Genomic DNA, 15,225 nt, shown 5'->3' on the forward strand with positions numbered 1-15,225 from the left:
GATAAGCTTATGAATTACTTTATCAAAAGAGTTCTGGAAATCATCCCAGTATTATTTATTATTTCATTCATCGTCTTCGTCCTCGTGTTTGTAGCAGGTGACCCGGTTGCATTGTTGCTGCCGGAAGATGCACCAGAAGAGGCCGTAGAAACACTGCGAACGTCCTTAGGATTGGATGACCCCTTTTATGTGCAGTACGGCAGGTATGTTGTCAACATGCTGCAGGGAGATTTCGGAGATTCATTCCGATACGGCCAAGATGCGATGTCACTTGTGTTGGAGCGGCTCCCCGCCACGTTGGAACTTGCGATTGCCTCGATTTTGGTTGCGATTATGATTGCGATACCTTTGGGAATCTGGTCTTCTACAAAAAAGAACTCATCCATTGATTTAGTCGCTACTGGAGCGGCGGTCCTCGGAAAAGCGATGCCGAATTTTTGGCTCGGTATCATGCTGATTTTATTATTTTCCGTAACACTTGATATGCTTCCTGTCTCGGGAAGGGGAAGTTTTTCTCATTTGATATTGCCGGCGATTACTCTAGGTACTGGGATTGCTGCTGAAATGACGAGATTGATCCGTTCGAGCATGCTGGAGACTTTAAGTCAGGATTATATCCGTACTGCGAAAAGTAAAGGCTTAAGAACCGGGATTGTCGTCTATAAACATGCATTTCGTAATACGCTTGTTCCTGTCGTTACCATTATTGCCTTGCAAACATCAACGCTTATCGGTGGAACGTTAATTACAGAAACGGTCTTTGCCTGGCCGGGGATTGGCCAATTACTTATCCAGGCGGTGAATACCCGTGATATGGCAATCGTTCAGGCATGTGTGATGGTCATTGCTTTCTTTGTCATCGTCATGAATTTAATTGCTGATTTGCTCTACCAAGTCTTAGACCCTCGGATCAGATATAAGTAGGAGGTGGGTAACATGCCGGATTCGCTGCCGATGCAAAATAATCTTGTGAAAAACTCAAAATGGAAACGTTGGCTGAAACTTCTGTTACGCAGCAAAACGGGAACGGTTGGGTTATTGATTGTACTTACCATTGTGTTCGTTGCCATATTTGCTCCATGGCTTGCACCGTATGAACATAGTGTCATCGATCCGTTAAATACCCATAAACCTCCATTCTGGATGGAGGGGGGAGATATGGCAAATGTTCTCGGAACGGATAATTTAGGGCGGGATATATTAAGCCGGATTATCTATGGTTCACAAGTTTCTTTGTTAGTCGGCATTTCATCTGTTGTTTTAGCCGGGGTCATCGGTGTTTTGGTCGGTTTGTTTGCGGGATATTTTGGTGGATTCCTTGATGCCTTTTTCATGAGGCTTGCCGATTCATTTTTAGCGATCCCGAATATTCTATTGGCCTTAGTGATGCTTGGTGTATTTGGCCCGGGATTGATGACTTTAATTCTGGTTCTCGGTGTCACGAATTGGGTGCAATATGCTCGGATTATTCGTGGGGAAGTGTTGTCTATTAAAGAGCGGGACTTCGTGAGGGCAGCGAAAACCATCGGTGTTAAAAATCGTAATATTATTTTTTCACATCTTTATCCGAATGTCATATCCTCTTTTATTGTCGTCGCGACTTTAAGTGTTGCAAGCACGATTATTCTTGAGTCGTCGTTAAGCTTCTTAGGGTTAGGCATTCAGCCGCCACAAGTATCCTGGGGAACGATATTGAGCGATGGCCGTGATTACTTGGCGACAAGCTGGTGGTTAGCGACATTTCCTGGGCTTGCCATCACGATTGCTGTATTAGGAATCATTTTCTTAGGAGATTGGCTACGGGATGTGATGGATCCGCGCTCGGTGAAGTAAAGGGGGAGAGGCAATGAACGATATACTGCTAGAAGTGAAACAATTAAAAACATATTTTTTTACAGAAGATGGTATTGTACCGGCAGTTGATGATGTCTCTTTTAACATTCATAAAGGTGAAACCGTAGCAATTGTAGGAGAATCTGGTTCAGGGAAAAGTGTTACCTCTCTTTCCATCATGCGATTGATCGAGGAACCAGGAAAAATTGTCGGTGGTGAAATAAACTTTGAAGGCATAAATTTAAATAAAGTTCCAAGGATGAAAATGAGGGAAATTCGGGGTAATAGAATAGCAATGGTGTTTCAAGAACCGCTAACCTCTTTAAATCCAGTGTTTACGGTCGGGAATCAACTGGCGGAATCGATTAAGCTTCATCAAAAGAAAAGTAAAAAAGAAGCAAGGGAAATAGGTATCGAGATGCTGCGAAAAGTGGGAATAGCAAGGCCGGATAAAGTTTACGATCAGTACCCGCATGCATTAAGCGGAGGAATGAGACAACGGGTTATGATTGCGATGGCTTTGTCATGCAGCCCGAAGCTGTTGATTGCCGACGAACCGACGACGGCACTTGATGTAACGATCCAGGCACAAATCTTAAGATTAATGAGGGATTTAATAAAAGAATTGGATACGTCGATTCTATTAATCACACATGATCTTGGAGTTGTTGCCGAAATGGCGGATACCGTAGTCGTGATGTATGGTGGGCAAGTTGTGGAGAAGGCGGATGTGTTCACATTATTTAAAGAACCGAAGCATCCGTATACGAAAGGATTGATGGATAGTTCACCTAAAATACATGAATGGAACGAAGAACTAGTATCTATACCAGGTACAGTCCCTAGTCCATTCGAATTTCCGATAGGGTGTAAGTTTGCTGACCGGTGCCCGCATGTGATGAATAAATGTAAGGAAGAAATTCCTTCCTTGATAGAAATCCGTAAAGGGCAGGAAGTCAGGTGCTGGCTACACAGTGAGAAGGTGGTGGACTTGGAATGAGCCAATTGCTTGAAGTAAAAGGGTTGAAGAAATCTTTTGATGTTACTAGGGGGTTGATCAAAAGGAAAAAGCAGTATTTACATGCCGTCAATGATGTCAGCTTTTCCGTACAAAAAGGAGAGGTGTTAGGTATTGTCGGTGAATCGGGCTGTGGAAAATCTACACTTGGAAATTTAATTATCCAACTGCTTGAGCCGACAGAGGGTGAGATCATATTTGATGGTGTGGATTTACGCAAGCTACCCCCAGAACAATTGCGGAAAAAACGTGAAGATATTCAAATGGTTTTCCAAGATCCTTTCTCCTCGTTAAACCCTAGGAAACGTGTCTTTGATATAATCGCTGAGCCATTAAAGACCCATGGTTCATATAATAAAGTAGAACTTGAACATGAAGTACTCCAATTAATGGATGTAGTAGGTTTGAATCGTTCCTATCTGAACCGCTACCCTCATGAATTCAGTGGGGGACAGAGGCAGCGAATAGGAATTGCTCGGGCAATCGCGCTCAAACCAAAATTGATCATCTGTGACGAGCCGGTTTCGGCCCTCGATGTATCGATTCAGTCACAAATCTTAAATTTACTTAAAAAACTACAAAAGGAGCTGCAGCTGACGTATATTTTCATCGCCCATGGGCTGCCAGCGGTAAAACATGTTAGCGATCGGATCGCTGTAATGTACTTGGGCAAAATCGTTGAACTTACAACGAAAGAAAATTTATTTACAAATCCGATGCATCCCTATACGGAAGGACTATTGTCAGCCATCCCGATTCCAGACCCGACAGCGAGGAAAGATGAGCGGAGATTGTTAGAAGGTGATATACCAAATCCAGTGAATCCACCAACCGGTTGCGCATTCCACACCCGTTGTCCTTATAAAACGGAACTTTGCGAGCGAGTGGAGCCTGAGTTTACGGAGAAACGAGACGGGCATTTTACAGCATGCCATCATCCACTCAAGGAGGGAAAGGGAATTATATCTCAACATGAAAAATACTAAAAGAAGGAAAGTGGAGACAATTAGTACGTATGACATATTACCTTATCTGACTGCAAATAAGGAAAGGATAAAGGAGGAGTTATTGGAATTGGTTAGAGCGGAGTCGCCTAGCCATGATAAAGATTTGTTGTTTCATTGTGAGCAAACGATCAAACGAATTTTTACAACACATTTTGGGGATTTGTTTGAATTAGAACAGTTCCCGATGGAGCACACCGGAAATCATTTCAAATATGAGATACCTGCTCAACCTGGACCGCGTATATTATTTTTATCCCATTATGATACGGTTTGGGATAAAGGGGTATTACCAATCAAGGAAAAGCAGGGAAGGATATATGGGCCAGGAATTTTTGATATGAAAGCTGGTCTGCTTTGCTCCATCTGGTCTGTGAAAGCTTTATTGCAAACAAAAGGAAGTCTTCCTTTTTCGCCGGTATTTTTATTCACTGGTGATGAAGAAATTGGGAGTTCCACTTCTAAAGAGATTATCGAACGAGTGGCTCGTACATGTGATGCAGTGTTTGTAATGGAACCACCGACTGCACGGAGTTACTCACTTAAAATAGAAAGAAAAGGCGTTGGAGAATATAAAATTAAAACAACTGGAATCAGTGCCCATGCGGGAAATCATCATAAAGATGGTGCAAGTGCCATCCTGGAAATGTCCAAAATCATTCAACAATTGGAAGGGCTCACGGATTATAAAAAAGGTACAACTGTCAATGTTGGAAAAATCAACGGTGGATCGGTAAGTAATGTCATTCCGGAATTGGCGGAGATTGAAGTCGATTTTCGGGTGAGGAATATGGAAGAAGCAAGGCGAGTCCAATATTCTATTGAATCATTAACGGTGAGCAACCCAGAGGTTGATATTTTCATAGAAGGTGGATTGAATCGACCGCCACTGGAAAGGACAGAAGAGAATATTTCCTTATTTGAAGTCGCAAAAGCAGCGGGCAGAAGGTTGGGAATGGAAGTAAAGGCTGCAAGCGTGGGGGGAGGAAGTGATGGGAATTTCACATCAGCCATCGGTATACCGACATTGGATGGGTTAGGTATACCTGGAGGCGGACCTCATGCAAGATCAGAGCATGTGAAGTTCGACCTGTTTCCTGAGAAGTGTGCACTTGTAGCGGAAACGCTGATTCAATTAACAACAAAAGGGTGGAATCTACATCCAGGTACAACCTCTGTTAAATGAGCAAATTCTACCATGTAAAACTAGTGACCGGCCTGTTTGTGGAGGCATTACCTCAACAAATAGGCCGGTTGTTTTGTGTTTTTTTCCTTATTATCAAACCATCTTAGTCCCAGATTTTAAGTCCTGCTTCAAGAGCAACTTCTTTCACAGACTTGCTCTCCCGTGTGGAATCAATTTCTTTAGCTGTTTAGGAGACTGAATGAAATCCGGTTAGGGTAGTGTTTATTGAAATAGACAAATCAAGGTAGATTTTTTGTGTTCAGCGTTCCTTATTGACTTGCCAGACCCAAAAATTTCAATGCTGCTCCAACAATAGTTATAATGGAAATGTACATAAAACATGATGATTTTTGTTATATAAACGGATATAGAATCCTGCCTTGAAAGGGGTAAAAATTAATGATGAAATATGACTTACCTGGAAAAGTAAAAGAACAATTGGAATTAAAAAGGAGAACGGATCCTGGTTCATTTGAATATTTGATCCGACCAGGTGGATACGTTCCACCTCATATGGATTTGCTTGCTGATGCAATTATCGCTTTAAGCATGGGGAAAAATATTTTATTAAAAGGTCCTACGGGAGCTGGGAAAACGAAATTCGCAGAAACACTGTCCCATTTATTCAGACAGCCGATGTTCAGCGTGAATTGCTCGGTCGATCTTGATGCGGAAAGTTTGATGGGGTTCAAGACACTTGCTTACGAAGGGGATAAGCAGGTGATTGACTTTGTGCCTGGTCCAGTAACGAATGCAATGAAAGATGGCAGTTTCTTATATATTGATGAGATTAATATGGCAAAACCAGAAACCTTGCCGTTGATCAACGGTGTTCTGGATTATCGTCGTACGATAACGAACCCGTTTACGAATGAAATCATTACAGCGAATGAAGGATTCGGTGTTATTGCCGCCATTAACGTAGGCTATATTGGTACGGTGCCATTGAATGAAGCGTTGAAAAACCGCTTCATCGTCATTGAAGTCCCTTATATCGAAGGGGAACAGCTCAAAAAATTAATTCAGGATACGACCAGTTTGACTGATGAAAGGACAATCGATTTATTTGTACGGTTATCCGGTGATTTGATAACAGCTGTCGAACAGGGAAAATTGCCGGAGGAAGCAGCATCGATTCGGGCATTACTTGATGCTTGTGACTTAAGTGGGTTCATACAACCAAAACGGGCAATCCTGAGGGCTATCGTTGATAAACTCGAGGAAGAGAGAGAACGAGAATTTGTGAAAAACCTAGCTGAAACATTATTTTAAAAAGGAGCATGTACTATGTATCGTTTTCATGATTCTCGAGTACGAACCGACTTTTTCATGCAACTGCAGGATTTAACGACTGTTTTAGCTGGTAATGCTGAATTGAAATTTGAATTTAGTTTCGGCGCGAGTATTGATGTCATCAATCGGAAATTGACTGCAAGCAGGTTTTGGGAAAAGCTCGACGAGGAAACCAAAGAGGCAGGGCTGAAAAGTGATGTCTATTTACGAGCGTTGGGAACAATGAAACATTCCGATGTGCCGACAATGCAGTCATATATGAAAATCATGCAGGAATCAAGACTGCAGAAGTTTTCCAGTCAGCTTTTCGCTTTGTTGGAGGATTTACGCTTGGAAGAAATCGTGAAAAGAGAGCGTCCAGGGACGACTGCTGTTTTTCAAGTGAGGAAAACGTATTTTCAGCATTTCTTCACTCAACAGCTTGCCTCGAATGTTATCCGCAGCCGTGCATTGGACGAACTTTTTTGTTTGATATATCTTTTACTCCTGTCCGATCGGCCGGATCCGGATTTTTCCCGTTCGAATGAACGTGCGCGAAAGAATCTTGAACAGCTAAAACCAATGTTATATTCAGTTTACGAGGCAAAAAGCACAAAAGATATTACAAGAGTTTGCGAACAAATTTCTTTTCATTTGGAATCATTATACGATGCAGATTCCATTAATGAATATTTTATTTTTCCAGTCGGTGAACTATATGCTTATGAAAAGAACACATTATTTGATGAACTGACTCGGACTGATGAGCTTGTAAATGATGATGTGGACGAAGTAGATAAAGAAGAAAGTGAGTACTTCGATGAAACATTCTCCACTTGGCATCGGGAAAATAAAAATGAAAATCGAAAGCAGAATTTCTTGCAGTTTGAACTGGAGCAGGGAACGAAGACAAGTATGCTCGGCGGTGGAGTTCGTGAAACAGAAGATGCGGACCAAGCCCTCGCCAGTATTCAAGGGTCTTCAGGTGAGAGCAAACAACAGGATTATTCGAAAATGGAAGCATTAGAGCAGTCCGGCATGAATGACCAGAAAAGTGGAAGCGACTATGTGTATGGTGAAGAAAATACAGACGCAGTGAAAATAATCAAGGAAGCAGAGAAGCCTACGCTTAGTGAGGAAGAGTTGTATCGTGACTATGTTGCTGAAATTGAACGATATCAACGTTTGCTCGCCAATACGATAAAGAAGACCTTGGAGCATAAGAAAACAAATCCAAGAAAAGATCTTTTGGTCGGCCGTTTATCGAAAAAGCTGCTTTCCGTTGTGCTCGATGAAAACCCGCGGATCTTTTACAAAAAGAATGAGGAGTCCAATGAATTTGATGCGGTTTTTACACTGCTTGTAGACTGTTCAGCTTCCATGGTCGGAAAGATGGAAGAGACGAGGAAGGGCATTGTTCTATTCCATGAAGTGTTGAAGCAATTGAATATACCACATGCGATTATAGGCTTTTGGGAGGATGCCAATGAGGTGAAGGAAGGTTATCAGCCGAACTATTTTCACATCATACATTCCCATAATGATTCTCTTTATGAAAATAACGGTGCAAAAATCCTTCAATTGGAGCCCGAAGAAGATAATCGTGACGGCTTCAGTATTCGAGTCGCAACTGAGGAACTCAGGAAGAGGCGGGAGAAAAATAAGTTTCTACTCGTGTTCTCGGATGGTGAGCCGGCAGCGGCAGGATATGATCAGAACGGTATTGTCGATACACACTTGGCTGTCTCGGAAGCACGTAAAAATGGAATTGATGTCATCGGCATGTTTTTAGCTGAAGGTGAAATTGGTGAAAAAGAAGAATTCACGATGCAAAATATATATGGTAAAGAGCGGATTATGGTACCAACTGTTGCTGAACTTCCAGAACACTTTACCCCGCTATTGAAGAAGCTTTTGCTTAAGACGATCTAAAAAAGTTATGGATAATAGATTCAGGGTGCTCGATGGCACCCTAAGTTATTTTTTATTTCCCCAAGTTGCGGAAATGCTATTTATTTTGGTGACTGAACATGGATTACTTTCCCGAAGCAACGGAGGTGTCCTTCATTCGGACGAATAACCGTGGTTTACTTTCCCGAAGAAGTAGATATACCTTTCATCAGTGAAGATAACCGTGGTTTACTTTCCCAAAGAAGTAGATATATATTTCATTCGGGAAAATAACCGTAGTTTGCTTTCTCAAAGAAGTAGATATAAATTTTATTCGGGAAAATAACCGTGGTTTGCTTTCCCGAAGCAGCAGATATATTCTTTATTCGGGAAAATAATCTCGTTTTATTTTCCCAAAACAACAGAAGTATCATTTGTTCGGAAAGTTACTATTGTGTTTCAGTAAATAATTATTTTTTCCTGATTACAACCTATCAAATATAATATTTTCCAAGAATTGTAACTCTTTATGCTATAATAAAAATAGAATGAATATTATAGAAAGTAGCGATAACTCTTGGCGAAACAATCACATATCACTTCGCAGACACAAAATAAGACAATGTATAGCATATTATTCATCATCGGTTTGACTCATTTATTGAATGACTCATTGCAAGCAGTCGTTCCGGCTATGTTTCCGATACTGGAACGTTCCCTCGGGTTGACTTTCACCCAGCTTGGCTTGATTACGTTTACTTTGAATATGGTTGCTTCAGTGATGCAACCTGTCGTTGGAATGTATACGGATCGTCGTCCCTTCGCTTATGCACTGCCCATTGGATTATTATCGAGTATGTTTGGAATGCTTGGTCTTGCCTTTGCACCGAATCTGCCTACGATCCTCATCAGTGTCGTCTTAATTGGTTTAGGTTCCGCTGTATTCCATCCGGAAGGTTCACGAGTTGCATATCTTGCTGCCGGTAATAAACGAGGACTGGCCCAGTCAATTTATCAAGTCGGTGGGAATAGTGGTCAGGCTCTCGCTCCGGTCATAACTGCTCTTGTGCTCGTTCCAATGGGGCAATTTGGTGCGATTTGGTTTGTTGCAGTAGCGTTTATCGCTGTGCTGTTTTTGACATATATATCAAGATGGTATGCACAGCAAATTCATATTTTTAAACAGAATAATAAAAAGAAGAAACAAACTGCAAAAACAAAGGTGAAGCTACCAAAATTGATTCGGAACTCTGTCATTGTACTCATATTTGTGGTCTTTGCCCGTTCGTTGTATCATAGTGCAATTTCCAATTATTACGCTTTTTATGCGATACAAGAGTATGGAGCCAGTATTGCCGAATCACAAATTTTCATTTTTGTGTTCCTTGTAACTGGGGCGGTTGGAACGTTTGTAGGTGGGCCACTTGCGGATCGATTTGGAAAAAGAGTCATCATAATGCTTTCGTTACTTGCTCCAGCACCACTTACCATCCTATTGCCTTATGTAGGTCCATATGTGGCTATGATTTTAGTTGGTGTGATAGGGATACTTATTTTATCCAGTTTCTCCGTTGCAGTTGTATACGCACAGGAGATGGTTCCAGGTAAAATCGGTACGATGTCTGGCTTGATCGTTGGACTCGCCTTTGGAATGGGAGCAGTAGGATCCGTATTTTTCGGAAGCCTTATTGATTCCATTGGTTTAACCCAAACCATGGTTATCGTATCCTTTTTACCACTGCTCGGATTACTCACCTTCCTGTTGCCATCTGATGATAAAATAAGAGAAATCAACCGTAAATTGGGTGGATCTACCCTTGATTGATGTACTGGGACAGAGAGACTGTGCCAGTGACTAGGAGGAGCATGTTGAGAAAGAGATATATCATATTAACAGTCATCGTCTTATTCATTTTAATGATTCTTTTATTTTTTCGTTTCGGTGGAGAATTATTAGTGAAGGAAGATAATATAGAAGAAATAGAAGAAGCAGTTTTGGTGCTTCTCATGGGCAGTGTCGGTGACCGTGCACTTGGAGCGTACGAACTTTACGAAAATGGAAATATCGATCAAATCTTATTAGTCGAATCTCATATAGAAGGTGAGGAGTTATTAGGAGAACGGGACATTGCCATTCCAGGAGACGCAGACTTAAGTAAGCATATTTTAACTGAATTAGGTGCACCACAAGAGGATATAACGATCTTACCCGGGCATGCCGAAAGCACGAAGGACGAGGCTGTGACAGTGAAAGAGTACCTGAAGGACAATCCCGATATAAATACGGTTATTCTAACTACATCTAAATTTCACTCCTATCGTGCAAACCTTATTTTTAATAAAGCTTTAAAAGATCAGGATGTTGCCATTTACTCCTCGCCTACGCCTTATGATCCTTTTGAAGCAAAAGGCTGGTATCAAGATCGGGAAGATATTCAACGAGTGATAACGGAATATATAAAGCTTGCACACTATTTACTTCTTGAGCAATTCCAATTGTAATAACTCTATGGAGGAATGATTCTATGAAGAAATTAGGTATGGTAGGTGGCTTGGGGCCAGAGTCGACAGTGGAATATTATCAATCAATTATTACTCAGTATCAGGAAAAGATGGGGAGTAAAGAAGTTCTCCCAGAACTCTTCATTAACAGCATTAATATGTATCGAGTGTTCGAGTTTATTTCAAAGGATGACTTACAAGGATTAGCAAATTATCTCGTCGAAGCAATTGAAACTTTAGAGAAGGTAGGGGCTGACTTTGCAGTTATTTCCGCCAACACACCCCATATTGTATTTGATGAAGTAAACCAAAGAGTGAGTATCCCGGTGTATAGTATTGTAGAAGAAACTGTAAGAGAAGCGGAAAAACAAGGGCTCAAAAAAGTCGGTTTAATTGGAACAAAATTTACGATGGAGAATGACTTTTTCAAAAAGCCGTTTGAAGACCGGGGCAAAGAAGTTGTCGTACCTACAGAAAAAGAACAACAATATATTCACGAAAAAATTGTAGCTGAACTGGAAAATGGAATTGTAAACGAAGAAACAAAGGAACATTACTTAGCAATTATTGAAGATATGGTGAAACGGGACGGTATTGATGGAGTCATTCTCGGATGCACCGAGTTGCCAATGATTATAAAAGAAGATGATTTGGAATTACCGCAATTGAACACAACACAAATACACATTGATCGGATTATCGAATTAATGTTTTCATGATTCATTGCGTCATTGTGATACGAAATAGTATATAGAGAAGCGAGGGGAAGATTGCCCCTCGCTATTTTTGTTATTTTTAAGTCAAATTTCCCCATTCTTCTACAAAAACATGTATAATCATATCGTGCGTTCTATTGTTATAAGATTATCTATTCAACAAAGTTTCGCAATATTCAACATTGTTGAGTAATTGGAGGGCGTTACAAACATTTAAAGAAGAGGTAAGAGATAAGGGGATATCGGATAGACTATAAACAGCCATGTAAGTACTATATTTAAAGTCTGTGATCCAATGATCACAACTTGTATAGTTTAGCATAATTAGTGAACAGAAAAAAGTTACAAATCAAAACATGGACACCCCGATTTCTCGAATAGAAGGAGGTAGAAAAAATGACAGAAAAACAACATAACAATGAAATGACATATGTCGAAGTCATTGGTGATACAGTTTATGGTAAGCATTTGATTGCAACAATTTCCATCAGTATCGCTTTTAGTCTCATTGGCTTTTTTATCGGGAAACAAATATTCCCGAAAATTGCTCCAGAACAAATGGTACAATCTTATTCTTTATTGCTCGGGATTGCTGGAAGCTTAATCGCCTTGCTTACTAACACATTCCTTTTTAAGCCGAAGCGGACACTGAATGAAACACCAAGCACGAGTGAGGAGATAAGTGAAGTGTATAGACAGCTTCAATTGGATATCGAAGAAGAACGACAGTCCATTAAAGATGATCCAGTAATCGCTCAAGAAATGAAGGAACAAGGTATTTATGACATGTTTATGAATGAACAGGAGGACAAGCGCTGATGGATGTGTTATTCATTGCAATAATCCTCGCGGTTGTCGCGGGAGTTATTTTTACATTGATTGGACTTATTTCAGGGTCTGATGAGACTGCAGTAATGGTACCAGCAACATTGATAGTGATCTTGCTTGGTGCTCCACCAGAAGCAGTGTTTGCATTTTTTATGTCGGCAGTTCTAGCCAAGCATTTAACTCATGCCATTCCGACTGCATTGATGGGTGTGCCAGGTGATACGACAGCTGCTCCAATGCTGGAACATGCAAACTTTATGCGTCGGATCGGGCTCCCACATATTGCTTTGCGGAAAATGATTTCAGGCGGGATCATCGGTGCGTTTATTGCCTTGCCGATTGCCTTGTTGTTTGCTGTATTCCTCAGCCAATTCGGAACATTTTTCCAAGAAAATGCAGGGATTATCTTTACGGCAGCAGCAGTTTTAATTGGTTATTTCTCAAAGGGACGTTGGGTGAGCATTTTGCTTATTGTGCCGCTTGCTTTAGTTATTCAAGGATTGAACTTAGCAAGTATGACGATTCTGGACAAGAATCTCACCATCAGTTTCTTTCTAGGGATAGCAATTGGACCGATGTTGACAGATATTTTACTCGCGACGTCGAATAGTGCACGTCCATTAATTCAACAGAAAAAAATGAATGAGTACAAGCTCGCACCAGAGCAGAAATCATGGGCAGGATATTTTCCAAACCCGTTTAAAGTGTTGACGAAAAAACAAACAGCTGCGGTTGGTGGCACGTCATTTATATCTTCTTTAACATTTGCACTCAGTCCGGTTGGGATGACATCCCTTATGGGTGAGCTTGTAGGGACAAGGACGAAAGGTCAATATAAAAAAGCTACGACGAGTCTTTCTACAATGAATGGAGTCACCGAATCGACATACGTTGCAGAAACAATCATTCCATTGATTGCTTTTGGTATTCCGCTGAGTCCGGTGGCAATTGGACCGGCACTTGCTCTATTTAACGCTCCACCGGTATATACGACGGAACCGGTTCATAACTTACATACGTTGTTGGAACCGATGGACTTCCTCATCTATGGGTTGATTGGGATGGTCATTGCTTCAGTCATCGCCTATCCGTTTTCCATGAACTTTGCAAGGAAGGCGACCGTGTTTGTTTTGAAACGAATCAACCAAGAAGCCATCATCGCCATGTTTATTGGAATCGTTTGTCTCCTTTCATTTTATGAAGGAGGTATCGTTGGGATTTTTGTCACCTTTGCGATGTCAATGGTAGGTGGGATGCTTAACCGTTTCCTAGGAGTTGGAGTTGGCGTCCAGTTTATGATTTATTATGGTTCAAGTTGGATCATTTCTACCTTACTTGGCTTATAAACAAGAGGTGGTACCGATTATCGGTGCCGCCTTTTTTATTTCTCTAGGAAAAACTTTTTTGAACCAGGTTCAATTTTTCAGAGAACGGGGTATAGATTCTGAAATAGAAGTGAAAGCACCCAAACAGGTGAGGGGGACATAAACGGTATGTATGAATTTCAAGTATTGGATTCGAGACAACAATTCCTCTCTCCTTTTTTGCTGAAGGAAGGTAAGATTGAATCGTTGGTTGAGCGATTATTAATGGAGGATTATCTGTTTTTCGACTTGGAAAACGACGACTATCAAGATAGGTTCTATGGAAATACAAAACTTTCTCATCGCGCGATGGAGAACTATTTTATGCCTTATATCGAATCGATTTTGTTCCCGAAATCTTTGGAAGCCTTCGACAGTGTCCGGAGATTTTCAAAAGCGGTAGATCAAAAGTGTACATTGAAGTCGGCTGATTTTGAAGTTGACTTTATCATTGATTCTATGGATGTTTATATTTTTCCGTATCATATCGGGTTAGTGAATTTACGGGTCCGTATACCTGGTAATCTCACTAATAATGAAGTGTATACGTTCTCTGAGAAATTTCGAAATCTGGTGCCAAGGGATGAACATAATAAGGAGATAAGCATTCAATGCGATGAAAATACACATGATCATGCGAAAGATTTTATTTTCAATAATTTGCTGAAGCCTTTTAAAAGGTATATGGAAAATCATACACCTGATTTTCCAACCTACTATGGCAGTTTACCGTTCTATATGGACGAGCGGATGTTTGTTGTCAGTTATATCCAGAGTGACCCTGAACATGAAATCTCAAAAACAGACTTATACCGTGCTGGTGAGTTGAATGGTTATAACCAGGATGGGGAGGAGTATATCGGAGCAACAAATGAAGATTACGTGAAGCGTTATTATAAAAGTTATGTTTATGACCGTTGGGCAAGCAATACGTTTTATGTGGCAACAGATTCTCATTTTGTCTGTATTACAAAAGAACAGGGGAATTTAGCTGAGCGAAAGTTGAGGGAAATGTATGGCGACTATTTTTATACTTTACTCATGCTTTGGTATTATCGGCTCATGCTGTTGAAATTGAATCATGAACATTCGCAGATTGAAATTGAAAAAGACCATTCCAAAGTGAACCTATTGACGATAATGATTAGTGATTTTTCCGCAAAATATTATTTTCCAGAGTTGAGCAGTAATACATCTGGTCGTGAAATCGCGAACTTATTGCGTAATGCATTTAATATTGAAAGGCTCTATAGTGAAGTGGATGCGACATTATCCAGATTGTTCAAGAAGCAAGAAAAGTTAGAAGGAAATCAGATCAATGCACTGCTTCAGATTCTTACCATCTATACGGTGATTTCCGGAATTTATGGAATGAACCTCGTAATTGATGATTTAAGTGGGAATATTAACTGGAGTAAGTTCATGGAATTCTCCTTCTTTGAATGGATTGTCGTGTTCGTTACGATAACAGGGATTGTCCTTTCTTTCATCATGGGATACTACTTCTTAAAGCGTTGGGTTCTAGAGAGGCGCAGTAAAAAACGTAAAATGTATTAAAAGGGAAGTGACTTCATTAGAACATATTTCTGGTGAAGTCACTTTTCGTTTGCTC

At 40.6% G+C, this 15,225-nt stretch carries 13 protein-coding genes; all 13 read left to right on the forward strand.

The window, feature by feature from the left end:
- Positions 1 to 9: 9 nt before the first annotated feature.
- Entirely contained in the window at positions 10 to 924 is a 915-nt protein-coding gene (locus M3210_RS13000; RefSeq protein ID WP_251515089.1) for an ABC transporter permease, read from the forward strand.
- A 12-nt stretch (positions 925 to 936) separates the two neighbouring features.
- Entirely contained in the window at positions 937 to 1,833 is an 897-nt protein-coding gene (locus M3210_RS13005; RefSeq protein WP_251515092.1) for an ABC transporter permease, read from the forward strand.
- Positions 1,834 to 1,846: 13 nt separating this feature from the next.
- Complete coding sequence (locus M3210_RS13010) at positions 1,847 to 2,833, forward strand: ABC transporter ATP-binding protein (RefSeq protein ID WP_251515095.1); 987 nt, start codon at positions 1,847 to 1,849, stop codon at positions 2,831 to 2,833.
- The gene (locus tag M3210_RS13015; protein WP_251515098.1) at positions 2,830 to 3,837 is read left to right on the forward strand and encodes an ABC transporter ATP-binding protein; all 1,008 of its coding nucleotides are present in this window, start codon (positions 2,830 to 2,832) and stop codon (positions 3,835 to 3,837) included. Before M3210_RS13010 ends, M3210_RS13015 begins: the two co-directional genes overlap by 4 nt.
- Positions 3,824 to 5,041 carry a M20 family metallopeptidase gene (locus tag M3210_RS13020; protein ID WP_251515100.1) on the forward strand — a complete coding sequence of 406 codons (1,218 nt, stop codon included), beginning with the start codon at positions 3,824 to 3,826 and terminating at the stop codon, positions 5,039 to 5,041. The genes M3210_RS13015 and M3210_RS13020 overlap by 14 nt, the downstream gene beginning before the upstream one ends.
- A gap of 399 nt (positions 5,042 to 5,440) precedes the next feature.
- Positions 5,441 to 6,313 carry an ATP-binding protein gene (locus tag M3210_RS13025; protein WP_251515103.1) on the forward strand — a complete coding sequence of 291 codons (873 nt, stop codon included), beginning with the start codon at positions 5,441 to 5,443 and terminating at the stop codon, positions 6,311 to 6,313.
- A 15-nt stretch (positions 6,314 to 6,328) separates the two neighbouring features.
- Entirely contained in the window at positions 6,329 to 8,245 is a 1,917-nt protein-coding gene (locus M3210_RS13030; RefSeq protein WP_251515107.1) for a vWA domain-containing protein, read from the forward strand.
- Positions 8,246 to 8,825: 580 nt separating this feature from the next.
- The gene (locus M3210_RS13035) at positions 8,826 to 10,028 is read left to right on the forward strand and encodes an MFS transporter (RefSeq protein WP_251515196.1); all 1,203 of its coding nucleotides are present in this window, start codon (positions 8,826 to 8,828) and stop codon (positions 10,026 to 10,028) included.
- A 44-nt stretch (positions 10,029 to 10,072) separates the two neighbouring features.
- Entirely contained in the window at positions 10,073 to 10,705 is a 633-nt protein-coding gene (locus tag M3210_RS13040; protein ID WP_251515110.1) for a YdcF family protein, read from the forward strand.
- Positions 10,706 to 10,728: 23 nt separating this feature from the next.
- On the forward strand, positions 10,729 to 11,424 hold the full coding sequence (locus M3210_RS13045) for an aspartate/glutamate racemase family protein (RefSeq protein ID WP_251515113.1): 696 nt from the start codon (positions 10,729 to 10,731) through the stop codon (positions 11,422 to 11,424).
- A 393-nt stretch (positions 11,425 to 11,817) separates the two neighbouring features.
- Positions 11,818 to 12,240, forward strand: a complete 423-nt coding sequence (locus tag M3210_RS13050; protein ID WP_251515116.1) for a hypothetical protein — start codon at positions 11,818 to 11,820, stop codon at positions 12,238 to 12,240.
- The gene (locus M3210_RS13055; protein ID WP_251515119.1) at positions 12,240 to 13,595 is read left to right on the forward strand and encodes a tripartite tricarboxylate transporter permease; all 1,356 of its coding nucleotides are present in this window, start codon (positions 12,240 to 12,242) and stop codon (positions 13,593 to 13,595) included. Before M3210_RS13050 ends, M3210_RS13055 begins: the two co-directional genes overlap by 1 nt.
- A 147-nt stretch (positions 13,596 to 13,742) precedes the next feature.
- A complete protein-coding gene (locus M3210_RS13060; protein WP_251515123.1) occupies positions 13,743 to 15,170 on the forward strand; it encodes a hypothetical protein in 1,428 nt (475 codons plus the stop codon).
- Positions 15,171 to 15,225: the final 55 nt, after the last annotated feature.

Source organism: Oceanobacillus luteolus, from assembly GCF_023715655.1.
Classification (GTDB): domain Bacteria; phylum Bacillota; class Bacilli; order Bacillales; family Amphibacillaceae; genus Oceanobacillus; species Oceanobacillus luteolus.

Excerpts from the sequence above, each read along its gene's own strand:
- M3210_RS13020 (WP_251515100.1), top strand. The coding sequence starts at position 3,824 with ATGAAAAATACTAAAAGAAGGAAAGTGGAGACAATTAGTACGTATGAC.
- M3210_RS13050 (WP_251515116.1), top strand. The coding sequence starts at position 11,818 with ATGACAGAAAAACAACATAACAATGAAATGACATATGTCGAAGTCATT.
- M3210_RS13010 (WP_251515095.1), top strand. The coding sequence starts at position 1,847 with ATGAACGATATACTGCTAGAAGTGAAACAATTAAAAACATATTTTTTT.
- M3210_RS13060 (WP_251515123.1), top strand. The coding sequence starts at position 13,743 with ATGTATGAATTTCAAGTATTGGATTCGAGACAACAATTCCTCTCTCCT.
- M3210_RS13055 (WP_251515119.1), top strand. The coding sequence starts at position 12,240 with ATGGATGTGTTATTCATTGCAATAATCCTCGCGGTTGTCGCGGGAGTT.
- M3210_RS13000 (WP_251515089.1), top strand. The coding sequence starts at position 10 with ATGAATTACTTTATCAAAAGAGTTCTGGAAATCATCCCAGTATTATTT.
- M3210_RS13015 (WP_251515098.1), top strand. The coding sequence starts at position 2,830 with ATGAGCCAATTGCTTGAAGTAAAAGGGTTGAAGAAATCTTTTGATGTT.
- M3210_RS13045 (WP_251515113.1), top strand. The coding sequence starts at position 10,729 with ATGAAGAAATTAGGTATGGTAGGTGGCTTGGGGCCAGAGTCGACAGTG.
- M3210_RS13025 (WP_251515103.1), top strand. The coding sequence starts at position 5,441 with ATGATGAAATATGACTTACCTGGAAAAGTAAAAGAACAATTGGAATTA.
- M3210_RS13035 (WP_251515196.1), top strand. The coding sequence starts at position 8,826 with ATGTATAGCATATTATTCATCATCGGTTTGACTCATTTATTGAATGAC.
- M3210_RS13005 (WP_251515092.1), top strand. The coding sequence starts at position 937 with ATGCCGGATTCGCTGCCGATGCAAAATAATCTTGTGAAAAACTCAAAA.
- M3210_RS13030 (WP_251515107.1), top strand. The coding sequence starts at position 6,329 with ATGTATCGTTTTCATGATTCTCGAGTACGAACCGACTTTTTCATGCAA.